Origin of the sequence: Caballeronia sp. INML3B, assembly GCF_023631305.1 — a bacterium.
Classification (GTDB): Bacteria; Pseudomonadota; Gammaproteobacteria; order Burkholderiales; family Burkholderiaceae; genus Caballeronia; species Caballeronia turbans.
Genome location: NZ_JALQDI010000067.1, coordinates 14156 through 26285, shown reverse-complemented (window position 1 = coordinate 26285; position 12130 = coordinate 14156). Strand labels below are relative to the sequence as shown.

13 protein-coding genes and 1 pseudogene are annotated in these 12130 nt (G+C 62.8%); 9 read left to right on the top strand and 5 right to left on the bottom strand.

The window, feature by feature from the left end:
* Positions 1-58: 58 nt before the first annotated feature.
* Entirely contained in the window at positions 59-940 is an 882-nt protein-coding gene (locus tag NCS58_RS28230) for an IclR family transcriptional regulator (protein ID WP_061119463.1), read from the bottom strand.
* Positions 941-1074: 134 nt separating this feature from the next.
* On the opposite strand from NCS58_RS28230, the gene NCS58_RS28225 reads away from it, so the two are divergent.
* From NCS58_RS28225 to NCS58_RS28215, 3 genes are all read left to right on the top strand, one after another.
* Positions 1075-1941: a sulfite exporter TauE/SafE family protein gene (locus NCS58_RS28225; RefSeq protein WP_061119572.1), complete on the top strand. Its 867-nt coding sequence runs from the start codon at positions 1075-1077 to the stop codon at positions 1939-1941.
* A complete protein-coding gene (locus tag NCS58_RS28220) occupies positions 1938-2225 on the top strand; it encodes a DUF1634 domain-containing protein (RefSeq protein ID WP_061119462.1) in 288 nt (95 codons plus the stop codon). The genes NCS58_RS28225 and NCS58_RS28220 overlap by 4 nt, the downstream gene beginning before the upstream one ends.
* Positions 2226-2333: 108 nt before the next feature.
* Complete coding sequence (locus tag NCS58_RS28215; protein ID WP_250478050.1) at positions 2334-3962, top strand: FAD-dependent monooxygenase; 1629 nt, start codon at positions 2334-2336, stop codon at positions 3960-3962.
* On the opposite strand, the gene NCS58_RS28210 is transcribed toward NCS58_RS28215, so the two are convergent.
* Complete coding sequence (locus NCS58_RS28210) at positions 3959-4777, bottom strand: class I SAM-dependent methyltransferase (RefSeq protein ID WP_061119461.1); 819 nt, start codon at positions 4775-4777, stop codon at positions 3959-3961. The genes NCS58_RS28215 and NCS58_RS28210 overlap by 4 nt on opposite strands.
* Before the next feature lie 170 nt (positions 4778-4947).
* On the opposite strand from NCS58_RS28210, the gene NCS58_RS28205 reads away from it, so the two are divergent.
* From NCS58_RS28205 to NCS58_RS28195, 3 genes are all read left to right on the top strand, one after another.
* Entirely contained in the window at positions 4948-5694 is a 747-nt protein-coding gene (locus tag NCS58_RS28205) for a glucose 1-dehydrogenase (protein ID WP_061119460.1), read from the top strand.
* Positions 5695-5850: 156 nt separating this feature from the next.
* Positions 5851-6483: a LysE family translocator gene (locus NCS58_RS28200; protein WP_061119459.1), complete on the top strand. Its 633-nt coding sequence runs from the start codon at positions 5851-5853 to the stop codon at positions 6481-6483.
* A 254-nt stretch (positions 6484-6737) separates the two neighbouring features.
* On the top strand, positions 6738-6965 hold the full coding sequence (locus tag NCS58_RS28195) for a hypothetical protein (RefSeq protein ID WP_061119458.1): 228 nt from the start codon (positions 6738-6740) through the stop codon (positions 6963-6965).
* A gap of 11 nt (positions 6966-6976) precedes the next feature.
* On the opposite strand, the gene NCS58_RS28190 is transcribed toward NCS58_RS28195, so the two are convergent.
* Together NCS58_RS28190 and NCS58_RS28185 are read right to left on the bottom strand one after the other, a co-directional pair.
* Entirely contained in the window at positions 6977-7852 is an 876-nt protein-coding gene (locus tag NCS58_RS28190; protein WP_061119457.1) for a glucose 1-dehydrogenase, read from the bottom strand.
* Between the two features lie 13 nt (positions 7853-7865).
* Positions 7866-8093 (bottom strand): annotated as a pseudogene (locus NCS58_RS28185) (aldehyde dehydrogenase); the annotation flags it as partial.
* A 217-nt stretch (positions 8094-8310) separates the two neighbouring features.
* Here NCS58_RS28185 and NCS58_RS28180 point away from each other — a divergent pair.
* Entirely contained in the window at positions 8311-8589 is a 279-nt protein-coding gene (locus NCS58_RS28180; protein WP_143756364.1) for a hypothetical protein, read from the top strand.
* 74 nt (positions 8590-8663) lie between these two features.
* Entirely contained in the window at positions 8664-9758 is a 1095-nt protein-coding gene (locus tag NCS58_RS28175; protein WP_250478049.1) for a hypothetical protein, read from the top strand.
* 65 nt (positions 9759-9823) lie between these two features.
* Here the strand turns inward: NCS58_RS28175 and NCS58_RS28170 are convergent, their stop codons facing one another.
* Positions 9824-11620, bottom strand: a complete 1797-nt coding sequence (locus tag NCS58_RS28170) for a thiamine pyrophosphate-requiring protein (RefSeq protein ID WP_061119454.1) — start codon at positions 11618-11620, stop codon at positions 9824-9826.
* Between the two features lie 254 nt (positions 11621-11874).
* Here NCS58_RS28170 and NCS58_RS28165 point away from each other — a divergent pair, with 254 nt between their 5' ends.
* On the top strand, positions 11875-12078 hold the full coding sequence (locus NCS58_RS28165) for a hypothetical protein (protein ID WP_061119453.1): 204 nt from the start codon (positions 11875-11877) through the stop codon (positions 12076-12078).
* Positions 12079-12130 lie beyond the last annotated feature (52 nt).

Below are 12130 nucleotides of genomic sequence, written 5' to 3'. Positions count from 1 at the left end.
CGGCGCTAATCGCTAATAAACCGAAAAGAAACCGGGATCCGGCAAGAAAAAGCCAAATTCAAGCAAGCGCAGCGGTGGGATCATCCGGCGCCGGTCGATAGTTGAGCCGCGTGGAAAGCTCCATCGCAGCAGCGCAGATCATTTCGACGAGTCGCGACTTCTCATCCTCCGCACCGATGTCCGAGCGCGGCACGGTCGCGGTCACGGCCGCGACGATCGCGCCGGAATGATCGCGCACGGGTGCGGTGACGACCGATATCCCGCGCTCGAACGATGCCTCGCTCAATCCATAGCCGAGCGCCGCGCACTCCTGCACGCGTTCGAAAAGTTCGTCGACGGTCGCGGGCGTGCGCTCCGTGTACTTTTCCAGTTGCGCTTCGGGATAGAGCGCCTTTAGGGCGGCGAGCGAAAGATCGCCCATCAGCACATGTCCATGCACGGTCGCATGAGCGGGCAGCCGCGTGCCGACATGCACCTTCACCGAGCTGAACAGCGGCTCATGACTTTGCGCTTTCGCGACGAACACGACATCGCGCTGATCGCGGATCAGGAGATGCGTCGATAGACCGGTGGCATCGCGCAAACGCTCCAGAATCGGCGTGCCCAGATCGGTCAGTTCGAGCGAGTTCACGTATTCGAAACCAAGCCGCAGCACGGCGACGCCCAGCCGGAAGTTGCGGTCGCCGTTCACTCGTTCGAGAAAGCCGAGCGCTTCGAGCGTTTGCAGCAAACGGAACGTGGTCGTGCGCGGAATGCCTATGCGTCGCGACAACTCGGGCGCTCCCAGCACCGGCTCACGCGCGGAGAACTCGGCAAGGATCCGCAAGCCGCGTTCGAGGCCCGGCACGAGATAGCTGGAGCCGCCGCCGGGCGACGTGTCATCTTCCGTGGTATCAGGGGTCTCCGCCTGGATGTCTTCCTGTTTGCTTCGTCGGGCCATGTTCGGCTGTCGTTTTTGTCGTGCGATGGGCGAATCATAGCGCGAGACGATCGGCCTTCATCCGTCCGCTGCTTTCTCTACTTGTTATGACATGTTATATTGATGACGTGCGATACTTCACCGAGGCCGATTCGATGAGCTTCGAAGCAACCCTCTGGCTCTTCTGCGCGGGCATGGGTGCGAGCGCGGCGGGCGGCATGCTTGGCATGGCGAGCGGGCTGTTCATCGTGCCCATCCTCACGATGTTCTTTCATATCGACATGCATGCGGCCATCGGCACGAGCATCGTGTCCGTGATCGCATGTTCGTGCGGCGGCGCTGCGGCCTTCCTGCGCGCCGGCCTGACCAACGTGCGGCTCGCCCTCGTGCTCGAAACCGGCACGACGCTCGGCGCGCTGACGGGCGTGCTGCTCGCGGGCATCGTCCCTGTGGCCGCGCTGAACTTTCTTTTCGCGGGCGTGCTGGTCGTATCGGCGTGGCAGATGTTCAGTCGCCGCGAAGAGCACGCCGACATGTCGAGGCCGATTCCATCGCGAGGACTCGCCGCCGCGCTCGATCTTCACTCGAGCTATCCGGACGGCACGCTGCGTCGGGATGTCGCTTATGAAGTGCGGCGCGTGCCCGCCGGCCTCACGCTGATGTACGCGGCCGGCGTCGTTTCCGCGCTGCTCGGCATCGGCAGCGGCATCCTCAAGATTCCGGCGATGGACAACGCATTGCGCCTGCCGATCAAGGTATCGACCGCGACGTCGAACTTCATGATCGGTGTGACCGCAGCCGCGAGCGCCAGCGCCTATTTTCTGCGCGGCGAGATCGTGAGCGCCATCGCGGGGCCGGTTGCGCTCGGCTCGGTGGTCGGTGCAATCGCGGGCGCGCGCGTGCTGATGAAAGTCCGCAGCGAACGCCTGCGTCTGCTGTTTCTGTCGATGCTGCTGCTCGTCGCGTGCCAGATGTTCCTGCAAGGATTCGGCATCGATCTTCTGGAGCGTGCGGGTCGATGAAAGACTTCACGCCCGCTTCGATGGATCGGGTGCTCGCGCGCTTTTTTCAGTGCGGCACATGGGCCGCGTGCGTCTTGACCGGCGCGGGATTGGTCATCGGCACCAAGGCGCTGACGGCGGGCGTCGCGCTGTTCATTCTGCTGCCGGTGCTGCGCGTCGTCGTGATGCTCGCCGTGTTCGCGCGGCAACGAAACTATGTCTACGTGACGATCGCGGCGACGGTGCTCGCCGTCATCGCGGCGGGCTGCGCGATCGGCCTGCGCCTGGGGCCGCTTGGCGGCTGACGCGCGTGCCACAGCCAAGCGCTTAACGGTTATTCTCCCTGACGACAGCCGACAAAAGATACGTTGCGCGCATTGGCATTCGCCGGTTTCCTCAGGAGAAATCGCACCATGTTCGATAAGACCGATGTGCTGATTGCCGGCGCGGGCCCCGTCGGCTTGATGCTCGCCGCCGAACTGCGCCGCGATGGCGTGAAGGCGCGTGTGATCGACGCGCATGACGAGCGCGTCTTCTTCGTCAAGGCGCTCGGCGTGACGGCGCGCACGCTGGAGATTTTCGAGGATCTGGGTATCGCGCGCGACGCGATCGATGCGGGTGTGTGGATCACGGGTGCTGATACGTTTCAGGACGGCGCGCTCGCGTTCAGCGCGGAGGTGCTGCGCGCCGGACTGCCGTATGGCGCGCTGTCGCTCGCACAGTTCGAGACCGAGCGCATTCTGGAAGCGGCGCTTGCGCGCAATGGCGGGCACGTCGAATACGGCGCGACGCTCGTCGATTTCACCGAATCCGGCGACGTGATCGACGCGCGCATACAGGACGCATGCGGCGAGAGCCGTACCGTTCGATGCCGCTGGCTCGTCGGTTGCGACGGCGCGCGCAGCACGGTGCGCCGGCAGTTGAACGTCGCCTATGAAGGCGATCAGTATCCGCAGACCTTCATGCTCGCCGATGTCGATGTCGACTGGGATTTGCCGCGCGGCCGCATGTACCGCTTCAACGTGTCGGGCGAGGGCGGCGCGGCGGCGACCACGCTCGCCGCGCTGCCGGTGCGCGGCTCCGCGCGCCGCTATCGCCTCTCGATGGTTCTGCTCCCCGACGATGCCGCCCGGCACGGCCTGAATTCCACGCCCGATTTCAACGAGATCGAACGCATCATGCTGCCGATCCTGCCGAAGGGCACGCGGCTTTCGTCGATGCGCTGGTCGTCGGTGTATCGCGTGAGTCATCGGATCGCGCAGCACTATGCGCGCGGGCGGGTGTTTCTTGCCGGCGATGCCGCGCATATCCATCCGCCCGTCGGCGGGCAGGGCATGAACACCGGCTTGCAGGACGCGCACAATCTCGCATGGAAGCTCACGCTGGCGGCGCGCGGCGTCGCGCATGAAGCGCTGCTCGACAGCTACGAAGCGGAGCGGCGGCCGGTCGGGCTCGATGTCGTCGAATCGACGAGCCGCGCGTTGAACACGGTCCTCGCGCACGGCGAAATCAAGCCCGCGATGCGCGAGACGCAACTGCTCGTGGGTTATCGCGGCAGCAGTCCGATCGTCATGGATGAATGTCCCGACATGGACGCGGCATTGCCCGCGCCCGGCGATCGCGCGCCGCAGGCCGGCGGTCTCGTGGAGGCGTTCATCGGACATGCGCAGCGCTTGCACGATCATCTCGGGCGCGGACGTCACACGCTCATCGGCTATTTGGACGACGATGCCGATGCAGCCCGCATCGCCGCGTTCGATGCGGCCGTCGATGCGTGGCGCGCAGCGCTCGGCCCGGCGGCGAGCGCGGTGTCGATCGTGTCGCCGAAGGTGGCGAACGCGGCGTCGTTCGAGCCTGCGCGGGAAGACTATCGAACGCTGAGCGATAACGCAGGCGAGTTCGCCGATGCATTCGGTGCGAAGCACGGCATGGTGTGGGCCGTGAGGCCGGATGGGCATATCGGCTTTCGAAGCGCGCGATGCGCACCGGATGCGCTGATCGCATGGCTCGATCGCGTGCTGGGCCGCGGCGTCACGCCTTAGCGCTGCACGACGATCACATGCGCCTGAATCTTTCCAGCGACGGGACCCGATCCGAAGCGCGCCGCGATGGCTTCGGCACATGCCGATGTCGCCTCTTCCAGACTCGCGCCGGTGCGCGCTTCGATCTCGTTGCGCAAGGGCGTGCCCTGGCAATAAGCGATGGCGACCACGTCCGCCGATGATGCGCGGCTGCGTTGCGTGATCGTATCGAAGCGCGGCTTCGCATCGAACCCCGCGGCTGCGAGGTCGTGCGAAATCGCGTCCCGATCGAAATAGCCGTGTGGCGTGCGCTTCATGAAAAGCGGCGGATCGGCGGGAAAGAGGCGGCCTAGCGCGGCGGTAATCGTGTCGGCAAACTCGTTCTCTTCGATGCGGTCCCACACGTTGAAGAGAAGTGCGCCGCCGGGCCGCAGCACACGATGTGCCTGCGCGAACGCGGCCGTCTTGTCGGGAAAGAACATTGCGCCGAACTGGCAGACGACGATATCGAAGCTCGCATCGTCGAAAGGCAATTGCAACGCATTGGCCTGCTGCCACGTCACCGTTCTGCCGATATGCGTCATCGCGGCGCGATCGAGCATTGCCTGATTCAGATCGGTCGCGACGATATCGACATGCGCGGGCAGCGCGTGCGCCAGCGCGCGCGTGACCGCGCCGGTGCCTGCGGCCGTTTCCAGTACGCGCGATGGTTCGAGCGCCGCGGCGCGGCGCGCGATATCGCCTGCGCAGGGCGCAAAGAGCATCGGCACGAGATAGCGATCGTAAAGCTCGGGAATATGGCCGGCGAAATGCGTGTCGTGTCGTGACGTGTTCATGACTATGACGCGCCCATGTTCGATTATTCGCATGAGCCCGCAAGTCTTTTCACTCTACGCTGCTTTATCGTGTTCGAAGAGATGTCTACATTGAGAGCTGTCACGGCGGTTTTGCCACCGGCACAACCAGCCACTCCGGGCATTAAATAATCTTTTCAAGGAATTCGATCATGAGCAAACTCGCAGGCAAGGTGGCGGTCGTCACGGGCGCGTCCAAAGGTATCGGTGCGGCGATTGCAAAGGCGCTCGCGGCGGAAGGCGCATCGGTCGTCGTCAACTATGCGAGCAGCAAGGCGGGCGCGGATGCGGTCGTCGCGGACATTACTGCATCGAACGGAAAGGCGATCGCCGTCGGCGGCGATGTGTCGAAGGCGGCCGATGCGCAGGGCATCGTGAATGCAGCGATCGAAACCTATGGACGCCTCGATATCCTCGTGAACAACTCGGGCGTCTACGAGTTCGCAGCGCTCGAAGAGATCACCGAAGAGCACTTCCATAAGCAGTTCAATATCAACGTTCTCGGCACGCTTCTGACGACCCAGGCCGCAGCGAAGCATCTCGGCGAAGGCTCGAGCATCATCAACGTCAGTTCGGTCGTGACCCGCATCACGCCGCCGACGAGCGCGGTGTACAGCGGCACGAAAGGCGCCGTCGATGCGATCACCGGCGTCCTCGCGCGCGAACTCGGCGCGAGAAAGATCCGTGTGAACTCGATCAATCCGGGCGTCGTGGTGACCGAAGGCACGCATAGCGCGGGCATCATCGGCTCCGATTTGGATGCGGCAGCGCTCGCGCAAACGCCGCTCGGACGCCTCGGCCAGCCGGACGACATCGCATCGATCGCGGTATTCCTCGCATCCGACGATGCGCGCTGGATGACCGGCGAAAGCCTTATCGCGAGCGGCGGCATGCGTTGAGGCAGATCGTGACGCGTTGAGGTTCATGCAGGACGGTGCCTTGCAGATGTATTTCGGCTTCGCTCAAGTGTATCGACGGGCGCCTTGAAATTTGTATCTGGCGACCCGGCGTATCGCACGAGAAGATGCATCGATCTCTTCAGCCGGAGCCGTCCGATGCCTCACACGCCGCAACTGCTCGCATTCGCTCTCGTCGCGCTCGGGATGGCGCTCACGCCAGGGCCGAACATGGTCTATCTGATCTCCCGCTCGATCTGCCAGGGTCGCACGGCGGGGCTGATCTCGCTCGGCGGCGTGGCGCTCGGTTTCGTGTTCTACATGCTGTGCGCGGCGTTCGGCATCACCGCACTTCTGATCGCGATCCCGTTCGCCTATGACGCGCTGCGCTTCGGCGGCGCGCTCTATCTGCTGTATCTCGCGTGGCAAGCGGTCAAGCCGGGCGGGCGCTCGCCGTTTCAGGTGCGCGATTTGCCTGTCGATAGCCCGCGCAAGCTCTTCACGATGGGCTTCGTCACGAACCTGCTGAATCCGAAGATCGCCGTGCTTTATCTGTCGCTGCTGCCGCAGTTCATCGACCCCGCGCACGGCGGCGTGCTCGGCCAGTCGCTCGCGCTCGGCGTCGTGCAGATCATGCTGAGCATCACGGTGAATTCGATCGTCGCGATGACCGCCGGATCGATCGCGGTCTTTCTGGCGCGCAGGCCCGCATGGCTTCTGATTCAGCGCTGGCTGATGGGCACGGTGCTCGCCGGTCTCGCGGTGCGGATGGCGACGGAAGCGCGGCGGTGAGCGGTTCATCGGCGCGACGCACGGGAACTCAGCGTAGAGTCGTGAGCGGGCGCAAGCTCGGGCAATAGGCCGCAACCCTGGCGCAATGTCTTCCGACCTCATGTATTCGTTTTCAAAAACGGCACGCCCTCCTTTTTTCTGGTTTTCCCCAATCGTCGGCTCATTGCGCGAATGGAAAATCTGACATGCAGCCCTGCGGCAGCGAATGCTGCCGAAAAGGGCGAAGAAAGCTATCAGATGAGAGAGAGGGTGCCATGCTTCAACCTACGGTCACCTATCGCGGCTTCGTCATTACGCCGATGGCCGCGTTCGACGGTGGTCTCTACGCGGCGATGACGATCGTCTGCGATGGCGACGGCATTCAGCGTGCGAGCGGCGTGCTCGGACATTTTGCTTCTGCCGACGACGCTCGCGCGTACGCGCTGAATGCCGGAAAGGACGACATCGACCGACGCCTGTTTCAAGCGTCGGCGGCCGCCTGAACATCCGCCAATTAGATAATCGGCTTGCCACCTGTCACGGCGATGGTCGCGCCCGACGTATAGCTCGCCTCGTCCGATGCGAGCATCACATAGGCGGCGGCGAGTTCCGCAGGCTGGCCGGGGCGCTTCATCGGCGTCTGGTTCCCGAAGTTCTCGACGCTCGACGGCGGCATCGTCGATGGAATGAGCGGCGTCCAGATCGGCCCCGGCGCGACGCAGTTCGCGCGTATGCCGCGCTCCGCCAGAAGCTGCGCGAGCCCGCCCGTGAAGTTCTGAATCGCGCCCTTGGTGCTTGCATACGCGATCAGGCCGGGATTCGGCGCGTCGGCATTGACGGAAGTCGTATTGATGATCGCGCTGCCGGGCTTCATGTGCGCGAGCGCCGCCTTCGTGATGCGGAACATCGCGCCGATGTTGGTCGAATAGGTCTTGTCCCATTCGTCGTCGCTGATGTCCTCGAGCTTGTCGTAAGTCGCCTGATAGGCGGCGTTGTTCACGAGCACGTCGATGCGCCCGAACGTCTGCGCGGTATTCTCGACGATCTGCCTGCAATGCGCGCGGTCGGTGATGTCGCCGGGCAGCAGTAGCGCGCGCCGTCCCGCCTGCTCGACCCAGCGCGCGGTTTCCTTTGCGTCGTCATGCTCGTCGAGATAGGCGATGGCGACATCCGCGCCTTCGCGCGCATAGGCGATCGCGACCGCGCGGCCGATGCCGCTGTCCGCGCCTGTAATGAGCGCGATCTTGTCTTTGAGCTTGCCGCTGCCCTTATATGTCGATTCGCCGTGATCGGGCTGCGGGTTCATCGGCGCGGTGAGGCCGGGACGCCTGTCCTGTTGCTGCGACGGCATCGGCGCGCGGGGATAGTCGGGTTGAGCAGTATCGGTCATGGTGTTCTCCTTGTTAGGCCGCGGCCTTGAGGGCGACCTTGGTCCAGCCTTCCTTGCGTTCGTCGAAGTTCTTGTAGCCTTCGGGCGCCTGCGCAAGCGACAGTTCGTGCGAGATGATCTGCGAAGGTTTCGCCTTGCCGGCGGCGATCAGGTCGCGCAGTTTGCGGTTGTAGGCCTCCACGTTCGCCTGACCCTTCGCCATGTGCTGGCCCTTCATCCAGAAGGTGCCGAAATCGAAAGCGCATGCATCTCCGGGAAGGATTGGACTGAACTCGATCAAATGCGGCGCGTCTTATGCGCCATGTCACGCGGCTCAAGCAATCCGCGAGCCTAACGATCGCCTTACTTCGAGCCTTTCCATTTTCATCAGTCGAATAGGGGAAGACGGAACGGCGCTTGAATATGCCGGCCCTGTCGATACGATGTGCTAGCGTGTTCGTGACATGCATGCCGATTGCATGCTCACGTCGTCGACGAAACTCCGATCATCCTTCGCGCTCACGTTCAAGCAGCGCGAGGATCTCTTGTGGCATCCGGTGAGCGCCATGCCGGGCCATCGCGTTGTTTGCGCATCGGCCAACGGGGTGCTCCCTTATCTCTTGTATCGAAGCGAAGCCGCGTTCGTGATTATTCGAACGCGGCTTGCACCTGTTCGCGATGCGCGCGACGTGGGTGTTTCAGAGCCGGCAATGAACCGGGCGCTCGATATCTTTTCCAAAATTCCGAGGCTGCCATGACAGGAAACTTTTCCACGCTCTCCATTGCGCGCATCTTCAGATCGCACCGATCCGCTTCTCCAGGACGACTTTCAATGTTGCTGAGTTTCGCAGTCGTCTTCACGCTGGCGGCATGCGGGGGCGGCGGCGGCGATAGCGGCGGCAGCGCGGCCACGGCGGGCGGATCGCAGGCGGGCGTTTCAGGCGCATCGAGTCCTTCGACTGCCTCGGAGAGCGGCGCAAGCAGCACCGCGCTGCCTGCAATCGCGCCTTCGGGCAGAGTGTTTTATGGCATGAACGGTCATGTCAATTTAGCCGGTCCGTACACGAAGTCCACGCCCGAGCAGCAGCTCGCGCAACTCAAGGATCTCAATGTCACGTTGTATCGCAACGACGTGTCCAATGTGGAAGGCGCGCAAAAACTTTCGAGCATCGCCCAGATGATGGCGAAGTCCGGCGTGACGGTTTATCCGGTGATCTTGCAGCAGCTCAATTTTCCCGACGAGAATGCGGCTTATCAGGCGAGCTACACGCTCGCTCAGCAGATCGTCAATGTGCAGCACTACGCCTATTACGAAGTCACCAACGAACTCGCGCCGACGTGTCTCGTCGGCTGGGTCGACGGCGCCACGAGCACCGACTACAAGAACGACTGCTTTCAGATCGCGCGCGGTGTCATACGCGGCTTGATCGCGGGCATCAAGTCGGTCGATCCTGTTGGCAAGATCATCATCGGGGGCAATACGTGGATGCATCCGGGCCTGGACGTGATGCTCGCGAACGGCACGCAGCCAGATGGCACGAGCGGGCATCCGGTCGTCACGTGGGACATCACCGCGTGGCACTGGTATTCGGAGCAGGGCGATATAACCCACGCGTGCGGAACGCTGTGCTACAACGTGATCGGGACGCTGCAATCGTTCGGCAAGCCGATCTGGATCAATGAAGTGGGCATGCGGCCCGACTTCCCCGGCACGCCCGATCAGGCGGGGACATTCATGGCGAACAGCATGATGGGCGCGCTGCTCGCCATTGCGCCGCAATACAACATTCAGTCGCTTCAGGTTTATGAACTTTACGACGATCCGCCTACAGGACAAGGACCGTACGGCATCATGCTGAACGACGGCGTGACGAAAAAACCCACTTATGCGGCAGTGAAAAACTTCATCGCGACGAATCCGCGATAACGCTATTCGTCGATAAGATAGGAGAGGCCCGCAGCCGCATCGCTGCGGGCCATGCCGTTTGCGTGTTACTTGTCCTTGTGACCCGGCAGAACCGCGCCGAGCACCTGCTTCGCCGTATCGACGATCACGTGACTCTGGCTCGGATCGCCCTTCATGAGCGTGGTCGCGAAAGCCTTCGCCTGCTGCAACGTGATATGCGGCGGCAACGGCGGCACGTTCGGATCGGCCTTGACCTCGATCACGACAGGACGATCCGCTGCCAGCGCTTCGTCCCATACGGCGGCCATGCGCTCGGCATCGTCGACATAAAAGCCCTTCAGGCCGATCATTTCCGCGAACTTGTGATAAGGCACCGACGGAATGCTCTGCGACGCCTCGAACTTCGGATCGCCTTCCATCACGCGCTGCTCCCACGTCACCTGATTCAGGTCCTCGTTATTGAGGACCATGCAGATCCAGCGCGGGTTCGCCCACTGCTTCCAGTATTTCGCGACCGTAATGAGTTCGGCCATGTTGCTCATCTGCATCGCGCCATCGCCCACTAGTGCAATTACGGGCCGCTCGGGATATGCAAACTTCGCTGCGATCGCGTAGGGCACGGCTGCGCCCATCGAAGCAAGGCCGCCCGAAAGCGAGCACATCATGCCGCGCTTCACCTTCAGATCGCGCGCATACCAGTTCGCGACCGAGCCCGAATCGCTCGTGACGATCGCGTTCGCAGGCACGCGCGGCGACAACTCCCATACGGTGCGCTGGGGATTCACGCCGCCTTTCGCGGGTGCTATGGCGCGTTTCTCGAGCGTTTTCCACCAGTCTTTAATCCAGCCTTCGATATCCTTGCGCCAGGCGAGGTCCGTTTTTTCTTGCAGCAAGGGCAAGAGCGCGCGCAAGGTCTCGGCGCTGTCGCCAACGAGATTCACTTCCATCGGATAGCGGATGGAAAGCATGTCCGCCTTGATGTCGATCTGCACGCCGCGCGCGGCGCCTTCCTTTGGCAGGAATTCGGCGTAGGGAAAGCCCGAGCCGATCATGAGCAGCGTGTCGCATCCGGTCATCATCTTGTAGCTCGGCTCGGTGCCGAGCAGGCCAATCGAGCCCGTGACGAAGGGCAGATCGTCGGGCAATGCGGCTTTGCCGAGCAACGCCTTGGCGACGCCCGCGCCGAGCTTCTCCGCGATGGCGATGACTTCGTCGGTCGCCTGCAATGCGCCCGCGCCGACCAGAATCGCGACCTTCTTGCCCGCGTTGAGAACGTCGGCGGCGCGTTGCAGATCGTCGCTGTAAGGCACGACCTTCGGCGCGCTATAGCCGACGCCCGAATGCAGCGTGCCGTGCTTGCGGCCCGGCGACTCGTATTCGAGGTCCTGCAAATCGTTGGGCAAAATGAGCGCCGTCACCTTGCGCTCCGATATCGCGATACGCACCGCGCGATCGACGAGGTGGCGAATCTGCGACGGCACGCTCGCCTGCTGCACGAAGGCGCCTGCCACGTCCTTGAACAGGGCGGAGAGATCGACTTCCTGCTGATAGTGGCCGCCCAGCGCCGCGCGCGCTTGCTGGCCCGCGATCGCGAGGACTGGCATGTGGTCGAGGCGCGCATCGTAGAGACCCGTGACGAGATGCGATGCGCCCGGCCCGGATGTCGCGATACACACGCCTAACTCGCCGGTGAACTTTGCGTGCGCGCAGGCCATGAAGGCCGCCATTTCTTCGTGCCGTGCCTGAATGAACTCGATTTTGCCGTTCGCGCGATTGAGTGCGCCGAATACACCATTGATGCCGTCGCCGGGATAGCCGTAAATGCGGCGCACGCCCCAGGCATGCAGGCGGTCGACCAGGAAATCGCCCACGGTCGTAGACATGATGAACGTCTCCGATTAGCAGAATCGAAAGGAGTGAACGCGTTTGCGTCACTTGCCACGCAATGCGGCGTCATACGCGTGCGGTTGCGCGCAAGGCGCATGCCGCGCAATTGGTCAGGTGTAGGCTCGACGCTTGCTACGGCATCGATGAATGTAGTGGATACGACGCTCGGCAGGTACGTGTAAAGAGCAATTGGCGGTGCGCATGTTTTGGCATATAAATGAGATACCTTTCACTCGACTCGGGAGTAAAGATGCTGATCCGCTGTGTGGCATGCAACAAGCTCATTTACTCCGACGATGCTCTCGAAGACGACAGGTGCCCCGCATGCGGCTCCTCGAACACCGAGCATATCGCGATGGGCTTCATTTTCGATCAGGCGGTCACGGCGCCGGACAGGCCGGAGAGGCCGAATGAGCAGCGCGACGCGACTGATACTATTCGCGGCAAGGCTTGATTGCCGGATTCTCAACCGTGACGCAGTCCTTGGACGTGCGCTTCGATTGCAT

Bases quoted from the DNA above. Each gene is read 5' to 3' on its own strand.
- NCS58_RS28230 (WP_061119463.1), bottom strand. From the start codon at position 940: ATGGCCCGACGAAGCAAACAGGAAGACATCCAGGCGGAGACCCCTGAT.
- NCS58_RS28225 (WP_061119572.1), top strand. From the start codon at position 1,075: ATGAGCTTCGAAGCAACCCTCTGGCTCTTCTGCGCGGGCATGGGTGCG.
- NCS58_RS28220 (WP_061119462.1), top strand. From the start codon at position 1,938: ATGAAAGACTTCACGCCCGCTTCGATGGATCGGGTGCTCGCGCGCTTT.
- NCS58_RS28215 (WP_250478050.1), top strand. From the start codon at position 2,334: ATGTTCGATAAGACCGATGTGCTGATTGCCGGCGCGGGCCCCGTCGGC.
- NCS58_RS28210 (WP_061119461.1), bottom strand. From the start codon at position 4,777: ATGAACACGTCACGACACGACACGCATTTCGCCGGCCATATTCCCGAG.
- NCS58_RS28205 (WP_061119460.1), top strand. From the start codon at position 4,948: ATGAGCAAACTCGCAGGCAAGGTGGCGGTCGTCACGGGCGCGTCCAAA.
- NCS58_RS28200 (WP_061119459.1), top strand. From the start codon at position 5,851: ATGCCTCACACGCCGCAACTGCTCGCATTCGCTCTCGTCGCGCTCGGG.
- NCS58_RS28195 (WP_061119458.1), top strand. From the start codon at position 6,738: ATGCTTCAACCTACGGTCACCTATCGCGGCTTCGTCATTACGCCGATG.
- NCS58_RS28190 (WP_061119457.1), bottom strand. From the start codon at position 7,852: ATGACCGATACTGCTCAACCCGACTATCCCCGCGCGCCGATGCCGTCG.
- NCS58_RS28180 (WP_143756364.1), top strand. From the start codon at position 8,311: ATGCTCACGTCGTCGACGAAACTCCGATCATCCTTCGCGCTCACGTTC.
- NCS58_RS28175 (WP_250478049.1), top strand. From the start codon at position 8,664: ATGTTGCTGAGTTTCGCAGTCGTCTTCACGCTGGCGGCATGCGGGGGC.
- NCS58_RS28170 (WP_061119454.1), bottom strand. From the start codon at position 11,620: ATGTCTACGACCGTGGGCGATTTCCTGGTCGACCGCCTGCATGCCTGG.
- NCS58_RS28165 (WP_061119453.1), top strand. From the start codon at position 11,875: ATGCTGATCCGCTGTGTGGCATGCAACAAGCTCATTTACTCCGACGAT.